Consider the following 23,318-nt stretch of genomic DNA (forward strand, 5'->3'; position numbering starts at 1 on the left):
ACTGCCCCCATTCCGCGATTCCCCGCGCGCGCCGACGGTGCCGCGACCTCGACGATAGGATCCACGATTCCGATGAACGCGTTCCCGGGCTCCACGCCCCTTGCTTTGCGACGGCTCCTCGCCATCGCCGTCGCCATGGCTTTTGCCCTTTTCGTCGCAGCGTGCGGCGCATCCGCCGCCGGCGACGGTGATTCGGGGGCCTCGGCATCCGGTGCCGGCGACGCCGGTGCCTCCGGGGAGGGGCAGTGGCCCCGCACGGTCGCCACCGATGACGGCGATCTGACGTTGGAGGCCAAGCCCGAGCGCATCGTGTCGACGTCGATCACGTTGACCGGTGCCCTGCTTTCGATCGATGCACCGGTCGAGGCGACGGCCGTCACAAAGCCCAACATCCCGGAACTGTCAGACGCCAACGGCTTCTTCAGCCAGTGGGGCTCCGTCGCCGCCGAGCGCGGGGTGAAGGAGCTGTGGTCGATCTCCGCGCCCGACGTGGAGAAGGTCATCGCCCATGAGCCGGACCTGATCGTCGTGGCGAAGAACTCCGGTGACTCCGCATTCGACATCGTCGATCAGCTCCGTGAGATCGCCCCGGTCCTCGTCGTCGACTACTCCGGTGCGACCTGGCAGGACGTCACAGAGATGGTCGGCGAGGCCACCGGGCTCGAGGACAAGGCGGGAGAGGTCATCGGCGGCTTCGACGATCGTCTCGAGGAGGTCAAGGGCAACATCTCGGTGCCCGATGAGAAGGTCTCGCCGTTCATCGTCTTCCCCGATGACACGGGTGCCGCGGCCCTGACGGCCGAGTCTCCGCAGGTGCAGATTCTCTCGCGCCTCGGCTTCGCCATGGCGGAGGTCCCGGACGAGGTCAAGGGCGACACGTCGATGGGCAAGGACCGCAAGGACATCGTCAACTTGTCGAAGGAGAACGTGCAGAAGGGCCTGTCCGGCGCGGTGTGGATCTGCATCGCCGCCGATGACTTCGCGCGCAAGGCGGTGAACGACGATCCGGCGTTCAACACGTCGGCGGCCGTGAAGTCCGGCGACATCCACTTCACCCCGGGCGAGACGTTCCGCATCGACTACTACTCGGCGATGATCCTGCTGGATTCCCTCGAGGAGTCGTTCCGGGCGTAGCGCCGGGCCGTCGTAAAGCGACTCGCGCTCGCGGCCGGCGTAACGCAACCCGGCGCAGATACCCACGTTTCGGCCAGGTACCTACGTTCAAACGTGAGTATCTGGCCGAAACGTAGGTATCTCGGGGCGTCTCGGGGTCGACTCGGGGTGACTCGGTACATCTCGGGGCGTCTTGGGGCACCTGGGGATCACGGCGCCCGCTGAGCCGCGCCGGAATCCTCCGGTCGGCCGTCTTGCCCGCCGCCGTGGTCCCCGGCGACGCCAAAAAGACGTGGAGTGGACAGAAAGACCTGGTCAACCGCGTCTTTCTGTCCACTTCGCGTCTTTCTGCGAGGTGGTGGGCGCGCCGGGCGGTGAAATGGGCCGGAGGCTGGCGCTGGATGGCGGGATTCGCGAAGGGCGGGCGCCGGGCGCCGAAATGGCGAGGTGGCGGGGTCACGGGGGCGGTGGCCGTCGTAAAGCAGCGCCCGCCCGGCCCTACTTCAGGCCGTCGAAGAAGGCGGGCGCGGCGGAGTCGTCCCAAAGCAGCACATTGCCGGCGTGCCCGGTGTCCATGGTGCCGGAGGTGGGCACGGTCTCGGACTCGGTGCCCAGCGCCATGCGCAACATCAGCCACGCGAGGTGCCAGACGTGGTCGCCGGAGTCGACGGTCAGCGCCTTCGCGCCGGTCGACCCGAGCCGGTACCAGCGCCAGGGGTTGAGCCAGACGGCGGGGGAGGTGAGGCGGCTCATCATGGCGCCCATGAATTCGCGCTGGCGGGCGACGCGGTCGAGGTCGCCTTGGGCGGTGGCGCGGGTGCGCACGTAGCCGAGGCCGGCGGCGCCGTCGAACTCCTGGCAGCCGGCCTGGATGTCGAGGCCGGCGAGGGGGTCCTGGATGGCTTCGGCGGGGCACATCTCGATGCCGCCCATCGCGTCGACGATGGACGCGAACCCGCCGAAGCCGATCTCGGCGTAGTGGTCGATGCGGATGCCGGTGTTGTGCTCGACGGTTTGGGCGAGGAGCTGGGCGCCGCCGAAGGAGTAGGCGGCGTTGATCTTGTTCTGGCCGTAGCCGGGGATGTCGACGTAGGAGTCGCGCGGCAGCGACACCAGGCGGCCCTTCCCGACCAGGGGGAAGTGGGCGATCATGATGGTGTCGGTGCGTTGCCCGAAGTCGCCGGCGCCGGTGGAGAGGGTGGCGGCGTCGTCGTCGCTGAGGCCGGCGCGGGAGTCGGAGCCGACGAGCAGCCAGTTGCTGGCCATCGAGCGCCCGGGGCGGTCGTTGCCGCCGGCGAAGGCGTCGACGCGGCCGAGGTTGAAGTCGACCCACATGGCTCCGGCGCCGGTGATCAGCAGCAGGACCAGCAGGAACGCCTTGATTTTGAAGCCGAGGTTGCGGGGCCTGCGGTCGCGGGGGCCGCGGTCGGATCGGCGGCCGAAGGGCAGTGCTTTACGACGCCCACCTCCCCGCCCTTCGCCCCTGTCCCCACGGTCGGCGGGGTCGCCGGAGCGGCGGGGGCGGTCGGCGTAGTCGCGGTCGGGGTCGTAGCCGCGGGGCGGGAAGCGGGGATCGTCCTGGCCGCGATACAGCGGGCGGCCGGAGGGAGCGCGGTCGGAACGTGCCCGGTCGGGAGTTGCTCCCTGGGAGGAAGCGCGGTGTGAGGCGCGGCCGGCGCGGGCGTCGTCAGGGCGCTGGTACATCTGCGTCTCGTTGGCGCGGGGCCGGGCTGCGCGGGAGCCGGCGGCGCCGGCACCAGCGGCACCGGCTGCACCAGCACCGGCGGCGCCCGCAGCGCGGGCACCGGCTGCACCGCTTGCGTGGCGGGCGCGGCGGCGATCGTCCTCGGCCCGCATCCGGCGGAGCTTCTCCACGTCGGCGCGGGTGAAGTAGCCCTCGGGAGTCCGTGGCCGGGCGGGACGTTCCGGCCGAGCCGCGCGGTCCTGTCGGGCCGAGCCTTCGGGCCGTGCGGAGCGTTCCGGCCGTGCGGGGCGATCCGGGCGCGACTGCCCCGACCGCCGGTAAATCGGGCGGCCGTACCTGTCGCGCAGGGGCTTGCCGTCGCGGCCGCGAACGATGTCGCGGTCGTCGCGGGGCTGATCGCTTCCATCCATGGCTAAAGACAATAGGGCAGGGCCCGGATGCGGGATAACGATGAAGGAGCACTCCGGCGTTCTAAGTCCCTTCCAGTTATCCGGCATCACCGCGCGACGGCGATTGACACCATTGTGGTAGCGCTTCTGCCACCAGTGTGGTAGCAATGAGGCATGGCGATCACATTGAGATTGACGGACCAGCAGGACGCACTGCTGTCGCGTCTCGCGGCGGAAGATGGAATCAGCAAGCAAGAGGCGACGGTCCGGGCGATAGAGTCTGAGGCTGAGCGTCGGCTGCAAGGGGCCCTGGTGGAAGAACTGTCCGAGAAGGCCCGCAATCGATGGGCTGATGTTCTGCGTCGGCTCGGCGAATGACTCTCTACCTGAACTTCGACGACGCACTGCGGCTAGTGCGTGATTTGGGCATCGGCCCGGTCGTTGACCCGGGCATTCTCGACTCTGCGCTCCATCGACCCCGCTCCGTTATTTACGGGGAGGAGGTCTATGGGGACATTGCCGCAAAAGCAGCGGTGCTCCTGGAGTCGATTGTTCGGAACCATCCGCTGGTGGATGGGAATAAACGGCTGGGCTGGCTGTGCGTGGTCGTCTTCTGCGGGCTCAACGGCGTGGATGTCGAGGCGCGCGATGACGACGTCTTTGACCTGGTGGTGGCTGTTGCCGAAGGGAAGGCGCCGTGGCCGGAAGTGGCCGAGAAGTTGCGGCCGATGCTCCGCCTGGCGTGAGTGTCGGCGGGCGCGGGCGGCGGGATTATTCTGGGAGCATGTTCGCCAAACGCTCCGGCACCGGGTGGGAGCGCCCGGCCGCGAAGACCGCCGGCACCGCCCACGAGGGCACGCCCTCCCACGTCAAGACCCGCCCCGGCGCACCCGCCGGCTTCTTCGCCCTCGAGGCCGCCGGCCTGCGCTGGCTCAAGGAACCCGAGGCGGACGGCGGTGCGCGCGTCGTCGACGTCCTCGACGTGGGGCGCAACAAGCTGGTGCTGCGCAAGATTGAGGCGGGGCAGGCGTCGTCAAGCAAGGCCCGGGCCTTCGGCGAAGCGCTCGCCCGCACCCACGACGCCGGGGCACCCGGATTCGGCGCCGCGCCCGCCGGGTGGGACGGCCACGGGTGGTTCGGCCCGCTCGACGACCCGCGGACCATGCGCCTGGCCCCGCGCGCGACGTTCGGCGAATTCTGGGCGCACGACCGCATCGCCCCCGCCGTCGCGGAACTCGGGAGGCGGCCGGGGACGTACGCGCCGGGGGAGATGGCGGTGTTCGAGAGGCTGATGGAGAAGCTCCTCGACGGCGAATTCGACGACGACGAAGCCCCCGCCCGCGTCCACGGCGACCTGTGGTGGGGCAACCTGATGTGGGACGACGCCGGCGCGATCCTCATCGACCCCGCCGCACACGGCGGGCACCGCGAGGAGGACCTGGCGATGCTCGGGATGTTCGGTGTGCCGCACCTCGATGACATCATCGCCGGCTACGAATCCGTCCACCCGCTGCCCGGGCGCGAGGCGCGGGCGCCGCTGCACCGGCTCTACGGGGTGCTCATGCACGCGGTGCTCTTCGGCGGCGGGTACGCGGGGCAGGCGCTGGAGATCGCGAAGCGCTACGCGTAGGGCGCGGGGGGTTGGCCGGGCGGGCCGGCGCGGGCCGGCTGGCGCCCGCCGGAATCGCGCCTCGGCCTGCGTTTCCCGCGCACGTACCGTGGGGGCATGAGCGCCACCGACGACGTCATCTATCTCGTCGCGCCGACGGGCCACCCGAATTTCGGCGACGAGTACATCGCGGCCGCGTGGCTGCGGACGCTGGCTCGCCGCCGGCCGCGTTCGCGCGTGGTCCTCGATTGCCCGAATCCGGGGCTCGCGGCGGTGCTCCACGCGGGATTGCATCCGCATCTGACGGTGACGGACACGCTGTTCCGGCTTGCCGAGGACGTCCGCCACGCCATCCCGGACGGCGACCGCCACTGGCTCGACGCCGCGCGCCGGGCGGAAGATGCGGTCGGTGACCTGCGGGTTCTCGCCGACATCGCCCCGCGTCTGGAGGCCGGCCTCGACCTGCTGCGCACCGCCACCACCATCCACGCCATCGGCGGCGGCTGGGTCAACGACATCTGGCCGGACAAGTCGGTGGTCCTCGCCGCCGCGTCCGCCATCGCGGAGCAGGGCCGCGCCGCCGGGCGCGAGGTCCGGCTGCTGGCCACGGGCATGGGGCTGGCCCCTGCCGGGCTTTACGACGAGACCATGTCCCGCACCTGGCCCCGATTCGACCTCGTCGACGTGCGCGATGAGGAGTCGATGGCTATTGCCGGCGCCGCGACCCGCGTCACGCACTCCGGCGATGACGCGTGGGTGGTGCTGGGCTCGGGCGATCTCGAGGACAACGGCCTCGGCGGCGGCGAGGCGACGCCCGCCCTCGACCGGCCGATCGTCGTCTGCCTGCAGGGCGATCTGCTCGGCGCACCATCTGCCGACGGTTCCGGCTCCGACTCAGCACCTGACTCGGCACCCGACGCCACACCTGACCCGGCCACAACCGACCCCGCCGTCGCCCTCGCCGAGGCCGCGATCTCCACGCTGCGCGGATGGTCCGTCGATGGCCGTCCGGTGGAGGGCCAGGATGTGGCGGTGGTCGAGGCGATCCCGGGCGTCGACAAGCAGGTGTGGCGTGAGATCACGCGTCGCGCACCTGATCTCGCGGATGGCGCGCATGTGGTGCGGTTCGCCGAGCTCTGGGACCGTGGCCTGCCGGCGCGGGCTGGGCAGCGGTGGCTGACCACGCGTTTTCACCCGCATCTCATCGCCGCGGCGCGCGGTGCCCGGGGCGTCGCGCTCGACGTGCACGTGCGGCGGTACTACTCCATCAAGCACGCGTCGGTGGTCGCGGCGGGCAGTGGGTGGCCGGTGGCCTCGCTTGACGACGCCCACGTCGCCGAACCCGGCCCCGGCATCCCGGCGGAGGTGGCCGAGCGCAACCGTGCGGCGAAGGCGGTGACGGTGGAGGAGGCGTATCCCGTGCCCGGCGTGATGAAGGGCGTCATCGCCGCCGCCGTGAAGGGTCGCCGCGCCGTGCACCGGATCGGCGGGGATCATCCCGGGGGGATGTGACCGTTCCGTTACACTTCGGTGTTTTCGCCCGTGCCCGTTGGGTTTTCAGGCGAACACATTCGGGCGGGGGTGGGAGGCGACACGCTGGTGGCGCGGGGGTAAATGGACTTTGGCGGGGGCCGTCCCTAGTCTGATCACGGCTTGATAACGGAGCGGTTACGAACTGCTCACCACGACATCGCTCTCCCGACCAGAAAGTCGACTCATGGGTTACACCGGACGTCACCGCAAGATCAGCTCCTCGAAGATCGCCACGCGCCACATCGCGCTGGGCGCCGTCCTCGCGGGCATCGCCACCACCGGTGGCGCCGCCACCGCGACGGCCTCGCCCATCTCGAACGTGGCCGGCATCGCGCAGGAGATCCTCGGCGGCGCCGTCCAGGGTGCGGCCCCGGCCGCCGTGCAGTCCGTGGTCCGCCCGACCGACGGCACCAAGACGTCCGGCTACGGCCCGCGCTGGGGCACGATGCACAACGGCATCGACATCGCCAACGCCGTCGGCACCCCGATCTACGCCGTCATGTCCGGCACCGTCATCGATTCCGGTGCGGCCTCCGGCTACGGCAACTGGATCCGCATCCGCCACAACGACGGTGCCGTGTCCGTCTACGGCCACATGGAGACCCTGTCCGTCACCGTCGGCCAGGCCGTCTCCGCCGGCCAGTACATCGCGGGCATGGGCAACCGCGGCCACTCCACCGGCTCGCACCTGCACTTCGAGATCCAGCCCGACGGCTCCACCCCGGTCGACCCGGAGCCGTGGTTCGCCGAGTACGGCATCCACTTCTAGGCGGCTCGGCGCAGCGCAAGCGTCGATGTGGGCGAGCCGGGGTGGCTAGCCGTTGGGGGCGCATCCGCTAATGGGGAAGATTTCCGGCAAAGGTTGCGCCTTAATGAAATGAAGCATTGCGCAATGAAGCGGATATGACTACGTTCCTCTTAAGGGGTCGGGAAGGCCTCTCCACGCCGGTCACCCAGGGATTTGGGATCGGCGTGATCCAGCCTTCGAAGGGGTCACGTGGCGCGCACATTTCGAGTGGATGGCGCGACGTACCGCTACCGCCGGGCGAAAGCCGAGGTACTGAACCACATTGACGTGGAGATGACTCCCGGGCCGGTGCTCCTTCTCGGACGCAACGGCGCGGGCAAGACCACCCTGCTGAAACTCATCGCGGGCTTGATCAGGCCAACCGCCGGCAAGGTCAGCGCCGACGGCAGGGTCGTGTACCTCCCGCAGAAGTTTGTTGCCGTCAATGGATTCACGTGCCATGACTACGTCGCGTACGTGGCTTGGCTCAATGGCAGGCCGCGCGCCGCGGCGAAGCGCGATGCCGCCGGGTGGTTGGGAAAAGTGGGTTTGGCCGACCTCGTGGATCGCCCCTGCCCCGACCTCAGCGGGGGACAGCAGGCGCGGCTCGCGCTTGCGATGGCGCTGAACTCGGGAGCCGACCTCGTGCTTCTCGACGAGCCCGGTGCATCGCTCGATCCGCTCAGCAAAGAGACGCTGCGAGGCCTGTATCAGCTCGTGGTCGACTCGGGCAGCGCATTGGTCGTCTCCAGCCATGACCCGACGGACATTCATGGGCCATTCCACCGCATAGTCATCATCGATGGAGGCCGAGTCGTCTTCGATGCGGGGCCGACGGAGTTCAAGAGTTCGACGCATGCGGATCCGTTGGTCGCCGCGTTCGCCCGGTCCATGCATCCCGGGGCAGGTGAAGTGCGGTGACGAGGACATTGCGGGTTCTCCACCGCCCTTCGTGGTGGCTGCCGCCAGTGATGCTGCTCTTTTGCCTGTACGCGGCGCTGCTGAATCCGATCCCCAATGCGCGGCCCGAAACCGTCGGGGCAACGGCTCTTCAGGCGCTGACGTACTTCATCAGCGCACTGTGCGTGTGTGCGGCATGGGAAGCGGTTCGTTTTCGCGCAATCGCATCGGGCCTGGCTCGGCCGCCGAGCCTGCTCAAGCTCGTGCTCGATAGGTTGTGGCCGCTGTGGATGTGGACGGCCGTTGCCTTCCTGCTGCTGTGCCTTGATCAGGGTTCGCGTGCGGGCTCCGTTGTCGTGCCGCATCCGCTGACGATGGTTCTCGCCGCCGTTCTCGGGATCGTGTGGCCGATCGTCGGATTGGCATTCGGGTTGCGGCTGCCCCGGGCGGTTGGCCTGGTGCTCGCGGCCGCGATCCCCTTCACCGTCACGTCGTTCGCGTGGTCGCTCCCGGACTACCGGTGGCGCCACATGTTCGGGGTGCCGACCGGGTGCTGCAACACCTCGGCCACGATCAGCTCGGACATGGTGCTCGCGTCCATGCTGTGTCTCGGTGCCATCGCGCTGTCGTCGATTGCGGTGATCGGCCTCATGCGCGGTCGCCGCGAGATACCGGGTGCCCGGCTTCCGGCGGGCATGGGGCTGGCGATCATCGTTGTCGCAGGAACGGCGATCCTCGGGGCAAATTCCGTCGCGGTGGGTATGCACAATTTCGTCGCGCAGCAGTCCCGGGGCATCGACGAGATGGTGTGCAGCGAGGGGATCTGCCATTGGCCCGAGGCGACGCCCGAACAAATCCGCGCGAACCGTGCCGCCTTTGACATGCTCGCGTCATCGATGCCGCCGGAGTGGCTTCCCGACGACAAGCCCCTGATCATGCCCGACCAGCAGTATCGATACGGCGCCATCGACTTGACGCTGGAAGAGTACGGGCCGATCGGGGCCCCGCTCCGATTCATCGAGTACACCGATCCCGTGGAGATCCATCGGTCGTACGTGGATCTGCTTTTCCGCCGGGTGGGGCGTGGCGATGCGACGAACGCCGAAGCTTCCGAGTGGTGGGAGTGGGCATCCCGGCGAACTTCTCCCGCGACGCCCGAGGAGGTGTTCGCGTGGGTCGAGTCGACGAGGGCTCCGTGAGCGAATCGCCGTCGCACGATGACGCCGCCGGCGGCAACCCTGGCAGCGCGTCAGGCGACCCGGTCGGGTACTGGATCGGATGCTACTGCCGTGGGCATCGGCTTCCGTTGGCCATGGCGATGGCCTGGGGCGCGGCGGCGGTTTCGGCTCTGATCGGCGACACCGTGCTGCCCATCCCACTGTCGCTGTCCGGGATCGCGCCGCCGATCACCGTCGATGCCGCTTTGGCCCTGGTGGTGGCGGCGGCCGTGGGCATCGCCGTGGTGACGCCGTTGAGCTACTTCGAGGAAGCGTCCTCGCCGTTGTGGAGGATCGCGGATGCCCTGGTCATCGTCGTACTCGTCGTCCCGTCGATCATCGTTGCGCTGGCATCGACCGGCGACGGGTGGATTGCCCGGAACGTCGCGGTGAATCTGACGCTCGCCTTTCCCCTGGCTGCGGTGTTCGGCATCGGTACGGCGATGGTGGTGCTGGGCAGTTGGATGGTCCTCCAATGCGCCGTGTACGGCGGAGTTCACGGGCCGGTCGGCATCGTGTTCACCGTGATCATCAGAGAGACCCCGGGCTTCGTCATGCCCGTCATGTTTCTCGCGGCGGCGACGATGTGGTGGGCATGCGGCGCCCGGATCAAACGCGGCGCGTTGGTCGCTCCCAGCGACTGATCCCGCACACCCCGGCCACGCACACCCCGGCCCCTTTTTCCGGCCGTTCCACCCCGGCCGCTCTTATCCCAGCGACTCCAGCCACGGCGCGACCAGGGGGTAGCCCGTGAAGGCGACGGCGTCGATGAGGAAATGCGCGATGACCAGCGGCCACACCCGACCGGTGCGCAGGAACCACGCGGCGAAGATGACGCCCATGGCCACGTTGCCGAACCCCGCGCCGACGCCCTGATACAGGTGGTACGCGCCGCGGAGCAGCGCCGATGCCGCGATGATGGCGGCGATGGTGGTGCGCGCGGGGACGTCGTCAAGCGACCCCCGGCCCCACAGCTGCCGCAACCTGACCACGAGCCAGCCGACGACGACCAGCTCCTCGGCCACCGCATTCGCCGCCGCCCACCCGAGCAGCGGCACGGCGGTGATCGCGGTGACGCCCATCGCGGCGGGGTCGATCGGCCGCCCGAACCCCGCGACGACGCCGACGACGTAGAGCCCCATGCCGGGCACGCCGATCAGCGCCGCCAGGCCCGCGCCCCACGCCCAATCGCCGGCGCGCATCCGGCCGGGCATGCCGCGGATGCCGTCGGCGCGCAGGAGGTACCAGGCGAGGCCTCCCCACGCGAGCAGCCCCGCGATGCGGATCAGGTGCAGCGCGCCGTTGAGCCACGGGTCGTCGGCCAGCGCATCGTTGAGCGACACCGGCTGATCGCGCAGCGGGCCGTCCGCCAGCGCGCCGATCAGCCGCACGATCGCATTGAGCGCCGACGTCCCGAACGTCACCGCCAGCACCACCAGGATCTCCGCCTTCAGGCGGCGAGGTCCCGGGGTGCGGTGATTGCTTGACGACGCCACCGTCATCGCCCCGCGCCCTCATCTTCGCGGCGGCCGGACAGTGCGATGGCGCGCTCGGCGGCGTGGAGGTCCGCCGCCGGGTCGACCAGGTCGGCGGCCAGGCGCAGCAGCGCGAACTCGTCGCAGCGAACCGCCCCGACGTGCACCGATGCGCCGGCGCCGCCGAAGGGCAGCGACAGCCCCGCCCAGCCGGTGAGGTTCCACAGCGACAGCCACGGCGTCCATTCGGTCTGCGCCAGAAAATTCTCCTCCGGCGCCATCGCGGCGAAGTGCCCGATCGGCGGCGGGTCGAACGCCAGCGTCGGCGTGATCACGGCGTCGACGTCCCACCGCTCGTGGACGGCCTCGCCGAGCCCCAAGCGCGTGCGGTGGTGCGCCGCGGCTGCCTCGTCGCCGACGGCGGTGCCGCGCTCGCGTACCCAGCGCACCATCGGCGAGAAGTCGCCGTCGGGCAGCCGCGACGCGAAATACGCCATGACCTCGGTGAACGTATGAAAAATATCCGGCCCATCCGGCGCATACGGCGCCGGCACCTCCACGACCTCGTGCCCGGCGTCGGCCAGCCGGTCGGCCGCCGCCAGCGCCGCCTCGCGCCAATGCTTGTCGACGCCCACCTCCGCATGGAACGGCCGCACCGTCACCCCGACGCGCAGCCGGCCGGCGGGCGCGGGCGCCGCATCCGAGGGGGAGGGGAGGTTGGCGAGGAGTGCGGCGTCGTCAAGCGAACGCGTGAGAAAACCCGCCGTGGCCAGCCGACCCCCGCGGATGTCGTGCGCGGGCTTGAGGCCTACGAGCCCGCACGCCGCGGCGGGCACGCGGATGGAGCCGCCGCCATCGGAGCCCAGCGCCGCGGCCACCGCACCCGACGCCACCGCCACCGCCGACCCGCCCGACGACCCGCCCGGCGTGCGGCCCGGGCGCAGCGGATTGTCCGGCGCCGGCAGGCCCGTCGGCTCGGTGTAGGCCGTCGCGCCCATCTCCGACGTCGCCGTCGTCGCCGGGATCGTCGCCCCGCGCGCCAGCAGCCGCACCACCGGGTCGGCGGTGTGGTCGGCCGTCCGCGCCAACCGTGACGACCCGAACGTGCAGGTCACGCCATCGATCGTGTACAAGTCTTTGATGGCGACGGGCAAACCGGTGAGGGGGCGGGCGTCGTCAAGCGACGGCGGCCCGGAAGCACTCGGACCCGAAGCGAGCCTGGCATCGACGCCCTCCGCCGTGGCGCGCGCGAGCTCCGGCGTCAACGTGGCCACGCCCGTGACCTCCGGCGGACCCGCGAGCGTCCGCACCGCAGCCCGCGCAACCTCCACCGCCGACACCGCCCCCGACTCCACGGCGGCGACGACGCCACCGGCGGCGGACGGATCGGGCGCGCGGGTCATGGGCGAAAGTCTAACGGGCCACTTAGTCTGGAGGGCATGACCACCGTGACCTACCTGGGCCCCGCCGGAACCTTCACCGAGGCGGCCCTGCTGGCGATGGCGCGACGGGGCGAAATCGGGCCGGGGGGCGGCGAAGGGGCCGGCTCCGGCGGCCCCGGCGGCGATCTGGAGACCGTGCCCGTCGACAGCCCCGGCGCCGCGCTCGCCGCCGTGCGCAAGGGCGACGCCGACTTCGCGTGCGTGGCCATCGAGAACAGCGTCGACGGGCCGGTGACGCCGACGTTCGACGCGCTGACGCTGGGGCCCGAGCTGCAGATTTACCGCGAGACGGAAATCGGGGTGGAGTTCTCCATCCTCGTGCGGCCGGGGACGGATCCGGCGTCGATCCGGAGCTTCACCACGCATCCCGTGGCATACCCGCAGGTCAAGCAGTGGGTCGACGCGAACCTGCCCGGCGTGGACTTCCACTCGGCATCGTCGAACGCTGCGGCGGCGCACCTGGTGGCCGACGGGGTGCACGACGCGTGCGCCGCGCCGGCGCGGGCCGGGGAGCTGCTGGGGCTCGAGGCGATCGCCGAGGGCGTCGCGGACGTGCGCGGCGCCCGCACCCGATTCGTGCTGGTCGGGCGCCCCGGCGTGCCCACCGCGCGCACGGGCGTCGACCGCACCAGCGTGTCCTTCACCCTGCGCAACGAGCCCGGCACGCTCATGCGGTCGATGAACGAGTTCGCCGTGCGCGACGTCAACCTCACCCGCATCGAGTCGCGGCCGACGCGCGAGTCGATGGGCGCGTACCGGTTCCACATCGACGTCGCCGGGCACATCGACGACCCCGCGGTCGCCTCGGCGCTGGCCGCGCTGCACCGGCGGGCCGCCGACCTGCGGTTCCTCGGGTCGTGGCCGGCGGCGCAGGGGTCGGCGAGCATCGACGCCGGCCCGCCCGACGTCACCGACGCCCTCGACTGGGTGGCCGAGCTGAAGGAAGGGAAACGACGATGAGCAGCTTCGACGGCAACTTCGCCGCCGGCGAGGACCACTCCCTGGAGGAGTCGGTCGGCCGGGCGCATCGCGGCGAGGATCGGCTGATCCTCATCCGCCACGGCCAGACCCACGCGAACATCGCCCGCATCCTGGACACCGCCCTGCCCGGGGCGCCGCTGACCGACCACGGGATGATCCAGGCGCGGCGGCTGGGGCGGGTGCTGTTGCCGTCGTGGGAGCGGATGAGCGAGATCGTCACCTCCCACGCCCTGCGCGCGCGGCAGACCGGCGCGGGCTCGGTGGCGGGGCTGCATCATTTGGCGGGGCCGGGTGTGCGCCTGCGTCACGAGGCCGGTCTCCACGAGGTCCAGGCCGGCGAGATCGAGGGCCGCAGCGACTTCGACGCCCACCGCCGTTTCATGGAGATCTTCCACGGTTGGCTCCACGGCGACTTCGCCGCGAAGGTCCCCGGCGGCGAGTCCGCCGACGATGTCCTCGCCCGCTACCTGCCGGTATTGCGGACGCTAGTCGCGGAGGGCCGCGATGGGTCCCCCACGTCTTCGCTTGACGACGCCCCCTCCTCCCCCTCCGACACGCCCACCCCGTCGGCAGGGGCCACCGATTTCGGCGCGCGAGATTCCGGTGCCGGAGCTGCCGGCGCTGGAGATGCCGGTGCAGGAGCTGGCGGCGCTGGAGATGCGGGCCGCAACATTGTCGTGGTCAGTCATGGCGCGGCGATTCGCCTGATCGCGCAGCATTTGGCGAACATCGAGGGCCAGTTCATCTTCGACAATCCGCTGCCGAATGCGGCGCGGGTGGAGTTGGTGCGCGACGTCGATGCCGGCGATGGCGACAAGGCGGGGTCCTGGAAGCTGGCGCGCTGGGGCGAGCTGAGCAACGAGCCCGAGGAGCGGTAGAACCCGCGCCCGCTGGCCCCGCCCCGCATCTTCGCACTCCGAGATCTTCCGCCTCCGCGCCTCCGTGCCCCGCGCCCGCCGAAACGGTGCCCGCTGGTCACTCGCCCGCTGATGCCGCCCCACCCCAACGCCGCAGATACCTACGTTTCGGCCAGATACTAACGTTCAAACGTAGGTACCTGGCCGAAACGTAGGTTTCTGTGGATGAGGCGGCGTTGCGGTGGAGGCGGGGCCGGCCGTCGCCCCCAGAGCGGCAGAGAAAGTGGTCCAGCGGACAGAAAGACGTGGTTGACCAGCTCTTTCTGTTCACTGGGCGTCTTTCTGCGTGGGGCGTGGCCGGGGTGAAGCGGCGGGAGCTGGATGAAGAGGTGGGACCGGGGCGAAGGTGGGGGGCGGGCCCGGACGCGCGGCCGGGCTATCCGTACCCGAGGCGGTCGAGGTCGTCCTCGTCCATGCCGAAAAAGTGCCCCACCTCGTGCAGCACGGTGACGCGGATCTGCTCGACCAGCATCGACTCCGACACGCAGTAGTCGCACAAGGCATCCCGGTAGATGTGGATGCAATCCGGCGGCCCCCAATGGTCGGCGGTGCGCTCGGTCAGCGGCACGCCCTCGTACAGGCCCAGCAGGCTGGGGACCTCGGGGTTGCGCGGGGCGACGAGGATGACCACGTTGCCCATCATGTCCAGGAACTCATCGGGGATGAGGTCGATGGCCTCGTCGACGAGCTCGTCGAAACGCTCCTCGGATACGTCGATCACGGTTTCACCTCATCTGCGGTCACTGCGGCCAACCGGGGGAGGGGTGGGCGTCGTCAAGCGAAGGGCCCTCAGTACCCGGCACCCGACCCGTCGACGGTGCCGGTCGGGGCGCCGGCACCGGGCGCGGTCTGCTGCGGCGGCGGCGCGCCACCCTCCTCGCGCAGGGGGTTGCGCGGCGGCGGCGGCACCTTCGGCTCGCCGTTGATGGTGAACTCGCCGCGCGCCGACCCCGCCAGGGAGGAGAAGCCGCCGTAGCCGTTGTCCTTCATCAGCCAGCAGTTCACGGAATGCGTGCCGGCGTCGTAGGACTCGGGGGCGATGGTCATCCAGAACGGCAGCAGCGTCGACTGGTACAGGGCTTCCTCGCCGCCGAGGAATTCCTCGGCCGCGGTGACGCACGCCTGGCTGAGGTGCTCGTTCTGCTCCTCGATGGTGGGCGTGCGGTCGGGGAAGGTGTCGCGCAGGTCGAACAGGCCGACGGCTTCGAGCAGGTGGGGTTCGGCGCAGTCGATGGGCTGCAGGCCGCCGGAGTCGTCGAGGGCGACGCATTCGCCGGGCTGGACGACGTTGGCCTGGTCGAGGTCCGCAACGCGGCCGCTGACCTGCGTCGGGGCGCCGTCGGGGAGGGTGGGTTGGAGGCCGCAGAGCATGGTGCGGTCGCCGTCGGCCCAGGAGATGCTGGGCGGCAGGATCGGGGAGGGGACGAATCGGCCCTGCGGGTCGAGTTTGCCGTCCATGTATTCCTGCACGGGTTGCTGGCAGACGGCGTCGCGCAGCTGGAGCAGGGTTTCCTGGTCGGGTTCGGGGGCGTCTTCGTCGAATTGGCCGGCCCAGGCTTCGACGTTGCGCAGGTCGACGCGGTCGGCGACTTCGTAGCGGTGTTCCTGGGTGCAGGGCACGACGAGGAAGTTGCTGACGGTGCCGTCGTCGGCAATGTCCCAGGTGAGGCAGTCGCCGACGCCGGCGTTGGTGAAGGCGGCGGCTTCGACGTCTTCGACGGTGGTCGTGGTGGGGGTTGCGCCGCCGCCGGTGTCGGGGATGTCGGCGGGGCCCTGCCACCAGGCGGTGAGGCCGGCGCCGACGAGCATCGCCACGGTGGTGACCCGCAGGCCCCATCCGTCGCGCGTGCCGTTTTTGATCCGTCGCTCACCCATCCCTGCCATTGTGCATCACTCGGGCGGGCGGGCACGCACGGCTATGATTTCCGCCATGCCTGTTTTGCCGCGTTCGCCTCGCCCGTCCCCCATTTTCGGGGTGGCGCGGGGCCCGGGTTCCGGGGGTTGCTTGACGACGTCCACCGCCGATCCCCTCCGCCCCGCCCGATGAATTGGGCGGCTTTTTCGGCGATGCTGGGCCTCCACGTCGTGGGCATGACGTCGCCGGGCCCGGATATTTTCCTGATCCTGCGCATGGCGACGCGATCGCGGAAGCATGCGTTGGCGGCGGTGGCGGGGATCGTCACCGGGGCGACGGTGTGGGTGACGCTGACGGTGGTGGGCGTGGCGGCGGTGCTGTCGGCGACGCCGGCGCTGATGGGCGCGATCCAGCTGCTCGGCGGGGCGTATCTGGCGTACATGGGGTCGCGGATGTTGCTCGGCGCGGTCCGCGGGATCCGGGAGCTGCAGCGCGGCGGGGCGCCGGCGGTGGGGGCGGCGGCGCTGGGCAGCCTGGGCGGCGCGTACCGGCAGGGGCTGCTGACCAACCTGTCCAACCCGAAGATCGTCCTGTTCTTCGCGGCGGTGCTGTCGCAGTTCATGCCGGTCGGCGCGCCGTGGTGGGTGCAGCTGATCTACATTGCGGCGCTGCTGGTCAGCGCCATGCTGTGGTTCGGGTTCATCGCGGTGACGGTGTCCACGGACGTCGTGGTGCGCCGCCTGGTCACCGCCGGGCCGTGGATCGACCTGGCCGCCGGAATCGTCTTCGCCGTCCTCGGCGCCGCATTCGTGGTGCAGGGCGTGGCGACGTTGACCTGATCGCCACCGCCCCGCGACCCCCGCGGAGCCGGGACGGAACGGGCGGACCGGGTGCCGGTGGCCGTCGCAAAGCAGGGTTCGCGCGGTTGGCCGGAAAACGCCGCGGCCCTCCGGGTACCCTGGGCACGTGATCGATCTGAAATTCCTCCGCGACAACCCCGACGTCGTCCGTGAATCGCAGCGCACCCGCGGCGAGGACCCCGCCCTCGTCGACCAGCTGCTCGACGCCGACGCCCGCCGCCGCGACGCCATCGCCAACGCCGATGCGCTGCGGGCGGAGCACAAGGGCTTCGGCAAGAAGATCGGCGCCGCCTCCAAGGACGAGCGCCCCGCGCTGCTGGAGGAGGCCAAGGCATTCTCCGGCCGCGTCAAGGACGCCGAAGCCGAGCAGCGCGACGCCGAAACCGCCGTCCACGAGCTGCAGATGCGCCTGGGCAACGTCGTCGCCGGCGCGCCCCCCGGCGGCGAGGACGACTACGTGGTCCTCGAGCACGTCGGCGAGATCCCCGAGTTCGACTTCGAGCCGAAGGACCACCTCGACCTCGGCGAATCGCTCGGGCTCATCGACATGGAGCGCGGCGCGAAGGTCTCCGGATCGCGGTTCTACTTCCTCACCGGCGCCGGCGCGATGCTGCAGCTCGGGCTGCTCAACCTCGCCGCGCAGAAGGCCGCGCAGCACGGCTTCCAGCTGATGATCCCCCCGGTGCTCGTCCGCCCCGAAACCATGGCCGGCACCGGCTTCCTCGGCGCTCACGCCGACGAGATCTACCACCTGGAGGAAGACGACCTCTACCTCGTGGGCACCTCCGAGGTCGCCCTGGCCGGCTACCACGCCGACGAGATCATCGACCTGTCCGACGGCCCCGTGCGCTACGCCGGCTGGTCGTCCTGCTTCCGCCGCGAAGCCGGGTCCTACGGCAAGGACACCCGCGGCATCCTCCGCGTCCACCAGTTCGACAAGGTGGAGATGTTCTCCTACTGCAAGCCGGAGGACGCCGCCGCCGAGCACGAGAAGCTGCTGGCCATGGAGCGCGACATGCTCGCCGCCGTCCAGGTGCCCTACCGCATCATCGACGTCGCCGGCGGCGACCTCGGCTCGTCCGCGGCCCGCAAGTTCGACACCGAGGCGTGGGTGCCCACCCAGAACACCTACCGCGAGCTGACGTCGACCTCGAACTGCACCACCTTCCAGGCCCGTCGCCTGAAGACCCGCTACCGCGACGACAACGGCGGCACCCGGTTCTGCGCCACCCTCAACGGCACGCTGGCCACGACCCGCTGGCTCGTCGCCATCCTGGAGAACAACCAGCGCGCCGACGGCTCCGTCGTGGTGCCCGAGGCCCTGCGCCCGTTCGTCGGCCGCGACGTCCTCGAGCCCGTCGCGCCGAAGAAGTCGCCGGGCAAGAAGGCACCGGGCAAGAAGGCTCCGGGCAAGAAGTCCGAGGCCGCCCAGAACCCCACCACCGCCGAGTAGAAGGGCCGACGCCGCAGATGACCTTCGATGAGTCGAAGTACACGAAGATCAAGGGCTTCACGGTCCCGAAGTCCTTCCGCCCGGCGGCGCCGACCGCGGAGGCGAAGGAGTGGTTCTACGGGCGCACGATCCTGCCCGCCGCGATCAACTACATGCGGTTCCAGGGCCTGGACATCACCGTCGAGGGCGCGGAGAACATTCCCACCGACGGCGGCGCGATGGTCGCGGTGAACCACACCAGCTACTTCGACTTCATCCACGGCGGCATCCCGGCGTACCTCAACGGCCGCCGCCTGGTGCGGTTCATGGCGAAGAAGGAGATCTTCGACAACAAGATCGCCGGCCCGCTGATGCGCAAGATGAAGCACATCGAGGTCGACCGCTTCGCCGGCCGCGGCGCGTACGAGGAGGCGGTGCGCCGCCTGCGCGCCGGTGCCCTGGTGGGCATTTTCCCGGAGGCCACGATTTCGCGGTCGTTCGAGATCAAGGAGATGAAGACCGGTACCGCGCGCCTGGCCGACGACGCCGGCGTGCCCATGGTCCCGGTGGTCATGTTCGGTTCGCAGCGCGTGTGGACGAAGGGCCACAAGAAGCACCTCGGCCGCGTCAACGTGCCCATTTGGATCCGCGTCGGCGAGCCGATCTGGACCACGGGCGATGCGGTCGCGGACACGAAGACGCTTCACGACGCCATGGCCGAACAGCTCTCCGCCCTGCGAGCCGATTACATTGACCGCTACGGCGACGCGCCCGGCGCCTACTGGATGCCGGCGTCGCTCGGCGGCTCCGCGCCGACGCTGGAGCAGGCCAATGAGATGGACGAGAAGCTGCGGCTCGAGCGCATCGCCAAGCGCGACGCCAAGCTGATCAAGGAGGGCAAGGAGCCCATCGGCGACACGAAGGCCAACGGTGCCGCCGGCCGCGGCGGCGACGGCGACGGAGGGTTCGGCGACGGCGGCGGCAATGGCGGTGGCAACGGCGGCGGCAACGGCCCCGCCGGAGCGTCCGACGCCGACCCCCGGGAGCGCTGACCGGCCGTGGCCGACGAGGTTCCCCGGGGCCCCGGGGAGGAGGGCGCATCGGGTGGGCGGGGGCCGTCGCAAAGCAATGGCGGCGCACTGCCGCCGCTGCTGGTGGCCTCCGACATCGACGGCACCCTGCTCGACTCGCGTGACCGCGTGTCGCCGAGGCTGAAGGCGGCGCTCGGCCGCATGATCCGCCGCGGCGTGCCGCTGACGCTGGCCACCGGCCGGCCCGCGCGATGGCTGCAACCCGTGCTCGAGCAACTGCCCGTGCGGCCCGTGTGCGTGTGCGGCAACGGCGCCGTGCTGTACGACTCCGGCCGCGACGTCGTCCTCGCCGACCACAGCCTGCCGTCGGACGTGCAGGCCGAGATCGTGGCCATCGCCCGATCCGCCATGGCCGACGTCGGGCCCGTCGGCGTCGCCGTCGAGCGCGCCGGGCGGTCGGCGCTGGACCCGTCCGACGAGCTTTTCGTCGTCGGGCCGGCCTACGCCCACGCGTGGGAATCGACCGAACACGGCATCTGCGAGGAAATCGAGATGATGTCCGAGCCGGCGACGAAGATGCTGCTCAGCAACCCGGGGATGGCCAGCGCCGAGCTGCACTCCATCATCGCGCCGCACATCCCCGCCGACCTGGCGCACGTGACGTACTCGATGCCGGAGGGGCTCATCGAGGTATCCGCGCCGGGCGTGACCAAGCGCGCCGGGCTGGAGCAGCTCGCCGAGCTGGTCGGCGCGACCGCCGCGGACGTGGTGTGCTTCGGCGACATGCCCAACGACATCGAGATGCTGCGGTGGGCCGGCATCGGCGTGGCCATGGGCAATGCGGCGCCGGCGGTGCGGGAGGTCGCGGACGAGGTCACCGCCACCAACGACGACGACGGCGTGGCGAGGGTCCTCGAGCGCTGGTTCTAGCGGGCTCGGCGCCACTCCGGCACCACCTCGGCGTTCTGCCCGCGCCACTCCAGCACCCGCACATCCCCGCGCCAGATTCCTCCCGCACATCCCCGCGCCACTCCAGCACCACCCGCCCCAGGAGTACCACGCAGCGGTGATCGCGGCTCGGCGCCGCGGGAGTTATCCGACGAGCGCAGCCGCACGATTTCGCGTCCTGCGGTTATAACGACGTTCACTCGTCCAGTGGCTGCATCCGTCGGATAAGGGGTTGGCGCGGAGCTTCGGGGCGGCGGAAACATTGCGGACGGGGGCGAAGGGCGCACGCATCGGGGTCGGCGCGGGGCTGCGGGGCCGCGGAACCATCGCTGGTCGAGCCACGGCAACTAAACCCCGACATGAACGGCACTAACTGCCGACGCTTCCGGGGTTTGGTGCAACGAAATCGCGGAAGCGTCGGCAGTTAGTGCCATTAACCACGGGGTCGGCCGGCGATGTGGCTGGGAGCGTGGTGCGGTGGAGGTGGTTTGCGATGTCTCGGCGGGGGCGGCATTCCGTCGTAAAGCAAGGAAGCGGGGCGCGCACCGGCCGAAACCGATGCGCGCCCCGCCATCCAGCGTGGTGACCTGCTACTTCAGGTCGACCTTCACCTCGCCCGTCGCCTGATCGACGGTGACGGTGCCGCCCTGGAACTCGGCCTTCTCGACGCCATCCTCGACGGTCTGCGTCGACGTCGGGGCGCCGAGCTCGCCGATCTCGAAGCCCTGCTTCGCCCACGCATCCGCGATCGCGCCCCACAGCGCGACGGAACCGGTGGTCTCGGAATCGGTGATGATGCCCTCGTCGAACTTCACGTAGCGCAGCGTGTCCGCGCGGCCCTGCGGGTTCGCGACGGTCGCGCCCGTCTGGATGCCGGTCTGCGCCTCGCCGAGGACATCGCCGAACGTCTCGACGACGCTCTGCCACTCGGCCGCGAGATCGTTCTCCTCGTCGATGGCCATGATCTTCTCGGCCAGCACCGGGATGTCATCGATGGAGGGTCCGTCCTCGATCGACTTGCCGACGGCATCGAAAATCGCATCCGCCGACTGCCCCAGGCCCGGCGTGCCCAGGACACCGAACGCGGCGGCGAGGATGGAACGCGCGCCGGAGACGACGGTCATGGCGTCATCCTCGGAGATCGAACCGGACTCGCCGGTGTTGGTGCCGCCGGTGCCGGTGCCCGTGCCGCCGGTGTTGTTGCCGCCAGTGTTGCCCGTGCCCGGAGTGTTGGTGTTACCGGTGCCGGGGCGAGTGGTGCCGCCGGTGTTGTTGCCGCCGGTGTTGCCGGTGCCCGGGGTGGTGTTGTTGCCGCCGGTGCCGCCCGGCGTCACGCCCGTGCCCAGGCCATCGCGGCCCGGGACGTCGATGGTGATGCCGGTGTCTCCGGTCGGCGCCTCATTGGAGACGTTTCCGCGGGTCAGCGAGTCGTACTTCTGCTTGGCGATGTTGCGGATGTTGCCCATCTGCGCGTAACCGGCATTGCCCGGGCACGTGGTGTTGCCGACGTCGCGGTGCGCGAAGATGTTCGGCAGCTTCACCTGGGTTCCGTACGCGTACTTGGTGTACGACGAACCGCCCGACGTCAGCGTCGTGGACCCCTTCGGATCCACGCCGGCGACCTTGTGGCGCCAGCCGAGCATGTTGCCCACCGAGTTGATCATCGCCTGGGTCGGCTGGACGGACGAGTAGTCGCCCATCATCGAAATGCCCCAGGTGTTCTTGTTGAAGCCACCCGCGTGCGCGCCCTGGACGTTCTTGTCCAGACCGCCGTACCGGCCCTCGTAGATGTTGCCGAACTTGTCGACCATCGCGTTGTAGCCCACGTCGCACCAGCCCAGCGTCTGCGCGTGGTACTGGTACACGCCGCGCACGATGCCCGCGGCCTGCGCCTGGGTGTAGTTGTTCGAGCCCGCGGTGTGGTGGACGGTCGTCGCCTTGACCGAATCGTCGTACGTCGCATTGCGGCAGCGGGCGTTCTCGTTGGCGCCCCAGCCGGCGCGGGTGATCACGCGCGGCATGCCGGTGAGGTTCTTCGCGTCGACGATGGGGTCGATCGCGTCGCCCTCCTGGGCATTTCCGTCGATGAACACGGCCTCGACGTCGTCAAGCGGGACCTCGTCGTTGACGGCCTCGATGTCGCGCCACTGCGGCACGTCGTTGACCGTGAGGCCGTTGGCGCCCTCGGACTCCTTGACGTCGCGGGCGCGCAGGCCGGAGGAACCGCCGCCGATCTCGGCCGGCTCGCCGTCCTCGGTGCGATCGCCCAGGCTGCCGGCGCCGCCGGGGATGCCCTGGCCCTCCGCGGAACCGGTGTCGCCGGCCGCGTCGCCCTGGTCCTCGGAGCTGCCGGTCACGTCGCCGATCTCGCCGGCCTCGCCGGCGTCGCCCGTGCCGCCGCCGGAGCTGCCCGCGCCGAGGAAGTCCTCGAGGCGGCTGCGCTCGTCGTCGGTCAGGTCGGCGGAGCCCACGATGTCGTCCAGCGTCACGCCGGAACCCGGGCCGAAGACGTTGAGGCCGTGGGTGGAGATCTGCACGGCCGTCGTCGGCTCGATGAACACGAGCTCGGTGCCGTTGAGGCCGTTGCCCTCGCCCTCGGCGGGGTAGTGCGGCTCGGCGCTGTACCACTCCGACCAGGTGCCGTCCGGGCGCAGGGCACGGAAGTAGCTTGCGACGTCGGCCGACCCGGTCCAGGTCAGCGCGAACATGGAGAATTCCTCGTCGCGCCGCAGCTCCTTGACCACGCCGCGCGACGGGTGGTTCTCGTCGACGATGGACTGGGTTGCGATGGCCGCGTCCTCCACCAGCACCGAAGAGCCGGTGGACAGGGCGACCTTGTCGATGAGCGCGTCGATCGGGCCACGGCCATTGTCCTCGACGAGGTCGATGGCGGCGTTGCCTCCGAGCGCGACGAGCGGCGCGGCGATGAGCGCGGAAATCGCGCCGAAGATCAGCGGCTTCCGCGCGCCGGACTGGGCGCTGATGCGTCGTCGGTTGAACAAGGTAAGACTCCAGAGTTCGGGTGCAGGTCGTCCGCCGGGCCCACGATCCGGCCCGTTGCCGCAGGTCATGCGAATTTCGGGCAGGCTCGATTTGTGACGGATGTGCAATCAGTTACGAATGT

Annotated in this window: 20 protein-coding genes and 1 pseudogene; 15 read left to right on the top strand and 6 right to left on the bottom strand. The window is 70.3% G+C overall.

The genetic code is table 11. From position 1 onward, the window contains the following. The first annotated feature begins 72 nt into the window (after positions 1-72). Positions 73-1,134: a Fe2+-enterobactin ABC transporter substrate-binding protein gene (gene fepB, locus ACFWGD_RS07535; protein ID WP_377778010.1), complete on the top strand. Its 1,062-nt coding sequence runs from the start codon at positions 73-75 to the stop codon at positions 1,132-1,134. Between the two features lie 477 nt (positions 1,135-1,611). Here fepB and ACFWGD_RS07540 read toward each other — a convergent pair whose 3' ends face one another. After that, complete coding sequence (locus tag ACFWGD_RS07540; RefSeq protein ID WP_377778011.1) at positions 1,612-3,228, bottom strand: LCP family protein; 1,617 nt, start codon at positions 3,226-3,228, stop codon at positions 1,612-1,614. Between the two features lie 153 nt (positions 3,229-3,381). Here ACFWGD_RS07540 and ACFWGD_RS07545 point away from each other — a divergent pair, with 153 nt between their 5' ends. From ACFWGD_RS07545 to ACFWGD_RS07580, 8 genes are all read left to right on the top strand, one after another. Then, positions 3,382-3,585 carry a CopG family transcriptional regulator gene (locus ACFWGD_RS07545; protein WP_377778012.1) on the top strand — a complete coding sequence of 68 codons (204 nt, stop codon included), beginning with the start codon at positions 3,382-3,384 and terminating at the stop codon, positions 3,583-3,585. Beyond that, the gene (locus ACFWGD_RS07550; protein WP_377778013.1) at positions 3,582-3,953 is read left to right on the top strand and encodes a type II toxin-antitoxin system death-on-curing family toxin; all 372 of its coding nucleotides are present in this window, start codon (positions 3,582-3,584) and stop codon (positions 3,951-3,953) included. Before ACFWGD_RS07545 ends, ACFWGD_RS07550 begins: the two co-directional genes overlap by 4 nt. Positions 3,954-3,991: 38 nt before the next feature. Then, entirely contained in the window at positions 3,992-4,837 is an 846-nt protein-coding gene (locus ACFWGD_RS07555) for a fructosamine kinase family protein (protein WP_377778014.1), read from the top strand. A gap of 96 nt (positions 4,838-4,933) precedes the next feature. After that, positions 4,934-6,328 (top strand): polysaccharide pyruvyl transferase family protein, encoded by a 1,395-nt coding sequence (locus ACFWGD_RS07560; RefSeq protein WP_377778016.1) that lies wholly within the window; start codon positions 4,934-4,936, stop codon positions 6,326-6,328. A gap of 205 nt (positions 6,329-6,533) precedes the next feature. Then, on the top strand, positions 6,534-7,118 hold the full coding sequence (locus ACFWGD_RS07565; protein WP_377778018.1) for a M23 family metallopeptidase: 585 nt from the start codon (positions 6,534-6,536) through the stop codon (positions 7,116-7,118). Positions 7,119-7,346: 228 nt separating this feature from the next. Continuing rightward, positions 7,347-8,057, top strand: coding sequence for an ATP-binding cassette domain-containing protein (locus ACFWGD_RS07570; protein ID WP_377778019.1), 711 nt, complete (start codon positions 7,347-7,349; stop codon positions 8,055-8,057). Positions 8,058-8,104: 47 nt separating this feature from the next. Continuing rightward, complete coding sequence (locus tag ACFWGD_RS07575) at positions 8,105-9,235, top strand: hypothetical protein (protein WP_377778020.1); 1,131 nt, start codon at positions 8,105-8,107, stop codon at positions 9,233-9,235. Next, positions 9,232-9,897, top strand: a complete 666-nt coding sequence (locus tag ACFWGD_RS07580; RefSeq protein ID WP_377778021.1) for a hypothetical protein — start codon at positions 9,232-9,234, stop codon at positions 9,895-9,897. The genes ACFWGD_RS07575 and ACFWGD_RS07580 overlap by 4 nt, the downstream gene beginning before the upstream one ends. A 63-nt stretch (positions 9,898-9,960) precedes the next feature. Here the strand turns inward: ACFWGD_RS07580 and ACFWGD_RS07585 are convergent, their stop codons facing one another. Both ACFWGD_RS07585 and ACFWGD_RS07590 read right to left on the bottom strand, forming a co-directional pair. After that, entirely contained in the window at positions 9,961-10,755 is a 795-nt protein-coding gene (locus tag ACFWGD_RS07585) for a CPBP family intramembrane glutamic endopeptidase (protein ID WP_377778022.1), read from the bottom strand. Next, a complete protein-coding gene (locus tag ACFWGD_RS07590) occupies positions 10,752-12,131 on the bottom strand; it encodes an amidase (RefSeq protein ID WP_377778023.1) in 1,380 nt (459 codons plus the stop codon). Before ACFWGD_RS07590 ends, ACFWGD_RS07585 begins: the two co-directional genes overlap by 4 nt. A 36-nt stretch (positions 12,132-12,167) precedes the next feature. Between ACFWGD_RS07590 and pheA the strand changes: the two genes are divergently transcribed. Next, on the top strand, positions 12,168-13,130 hold the full coding sequence (gene pheA / locus ACFWGD_RS07595; protein ID WP_377778024.1) for a prephenate dehydratase: 963 nt from the start codon (positions 12,168-12,170) through the stop codon (positions 13,128-13,130). After that, positions 13,127-14,029 (top strand): histidine phosphatase family protein, encoded by a 903-nt coding sequence (locus tag ACFWGD_RS07600; protein WP_377778025.1) that lies wholly within the window; start codon positions 13,127-13,129, stop codon positions 14,027-14,029. Before pheA ends, ACFWGD_RS07600 begins: the two co-directional genes overlap by 4 nt. 415 nt (positions 14,030-14,444) lie before the next feature. Here the strand turns inward: ACFWGD_RS07600 and ACFWGD_RS07605 are convergent, their stop codons facing one another. Beyond that, a complete protein-coding gene (locus ACFWGD_RS07605) occupies positions 14,445-14,789 on the bottom strand; it encodes a metallopeptidase family protein (RefSeq protein WP_377778026.1) in 345 nt (114 codons plus the stop codon). Positions 14,790-14,857: 68 nt separating this feature from the next. Beyond that, positions 14,858-15,943, bottom strand: coding sequence for a septum formation family protein (locus ACFWGD_RS07610; protein ID WP_377778028.1), 1,086 nt, complete (start codon positions 15,941-15,943; stop codon positions 14,858-14,860). Between the two features lie 168 nt (positions 15,944-16,111). Here ACFWGD_RS07610 and ACFWGD_RS07615 point away from each other — a divergent pair, with 168 nt between their 5' ends. The 4 genes and pseudogenes from ACFWGD_RS07615 (at position 16,112) to ACFWGD_RS07630 (ending at position 20,176) form a co-directional block, all read left to right on the top strand. Beyond that, a complete protein-coding gene (locus ACFWGD_RS07615) occupies positions 16,112-16,762 on the top strand; it encodes a LysE family translocator (protein WP_377778029.1) in 651 nt (216 codons plus the stop codon). A gap of 127 nt (positions 16,763-16,889) precedes the next feature. Continuing rightward, positions 16,890-18,143 (top strand): annotated as a pseudogene (serS, locus tag ACFWGD_RS07620) (serine--tRNA ligase); the annotation flags it as partial. 110 nt (positions 18,144-18,253) lie between these two features. Further along, complete coding sequence (locus ACFWGD_RS07625; protein ID WP_377778030.1) at positions 18,254-19,267, top strand: lysophospholipid acyltransferase family protein; 1,014 nt, start codon at positions 18,254-18,256, stop codon at positions 19,265-19,267. An 87-nt stretch (positions 19,268-19,354) separates the two neighbouring features. Then, complete coding sequence (locus ACFWGD_RS07630) at positions 19,355-20,176, top strand: HAD family hydrolase (protein WP_377778178.1); 822 nt, start codon at positions 19,355-19,357, stop codon at positions 20,174-20,176. 608 nt (positions 20,177-20,784) lie between these two features. Here the strand turns inward: ACFWGD_RS07630 and ACFWGD_RS07635 are convergent. Continuing rightward, positions 20,785-23,196, bottom strand: a complete 2,412-nt coding sequence (locus ACFWGD_RS07635) for an N-acetylmuramoyl-L-alanine amidase (RefSeq protein ID WP_377778031.1) — start codon at positions 23,194-23,196, stop codon at positions 20,785-20,787. Between the last annotated feature and the right edge of the window lie 122 nt (positions 23,197-23,318).

The sequence above is a fragment of the Corynebacterium sp. NPDC060344 genome, assembly GCF_042725215.1.
Taxonomy (GTDB): Bacteria; Actinomycetota; Actinomycetes; order Mycobacteriales; family Mycobacteriaceae; genus Corynebacterium.

Bases quoted from the DNA above. Each gene is read 5' to 3' on its own strand.
- ACFWGD_RS07560 (WP_377778016.1), top strand. From the start codon at position 4,934: ATGAGCGCCACCGACGACGTCATCTATCTCGTCGCGCCGACGGGCCAC.
- ACFWGD_RS07545 (WP_377778012.1), top strand. From the start codon at position 3,382: ATGGCGATCACATTGAGATTGACGGACCAGCAGGACGCACTGCTGTCG.
- ACFWGD_RS07565 (WP_377778018.1), top strand. From the start codon at position 6,534: ATGGGTTACACCGGACGTCACCGCAAGATCAGCTCCTCGAAGATCGCC.
- ACFWGD_RS07615 (WP_377778029.1), top strand. From the start codon at position 16,112: ATGAATTGGGCGGCTTTTTCGGCGATGCTGGGCCTCCACGTCGTGGGC.
- fepB (WP_377778010.1), top strand. From the start codon at position 73: ATGAACGCGTTCCCGGGCTCCACGCCCCTTGCTTTGCGACGGCTCCTC.
- ACFWGD_RS07590 (WP_377778023.1), bottom strand. From the start codon at position 12,131: ATGACCCGCGCGCCCGATCCGTCCGCCGCCGGTGGCGTCGTCGCCGCC.
- ACFWGD_RS07550 (WP_377778013.1), top strand. From the start codon at position 3,582: ATGACTCTCTACCTGAACTTCGACGACGCACTGCGGCTAGTGCGTGAT.
- ACFWGD_RS07610 (WP_377778028.1), bottom strand. From the start codon at position 15,943: ATGGGTGAGCGACGGATCAAAAACGGCACGCGCGACGGATGGGGCCTG.
- pheA (WP_377778024.1), top strand. From the start codon at position 12,168: ATGACCACCGTGACCTACCTGGGCCCCGCCGGAACCTTCACCGAGGCG.
- ACFWGD_RS07600 (WP_377778025.1), top strand. From the start codon at position 13,127: ATGAGCAGCTTCGACGGCAACTTCGCCGCCGGCGAGGACCACTCCCTG.
- ACFWGD_RS07540 (WP_377778011.1), bottom strand. From the start codon at position 3,228: ATGGATGGAAGCGATCAGCCCCGCGACGACCGCGACATCGTTCGCGGC.
- ACFWGD_RS07585 (WP_377778022.1), bottom strand. From the start codon at position 10,755: ATGACGGTGGCGTCGTCAAGCAATCACCGCACCCCGGGACCTCGCCGC.
- ACFWGD_RS07625 (WP_377778030.1), top strand. From the start codon at position 18,254: ATGACCTTCGATGAGTCGAAGTACACGAAGATCAAGGGCTTCACGGTC.
- ACFWGD_RS07555 (WP_377778014.1), top strand. From the start codon at position 3,992: ATGTTCGCCAAACGCTCCGGCACCGGGTGGGAGCGCCCGGCCGCGAAG.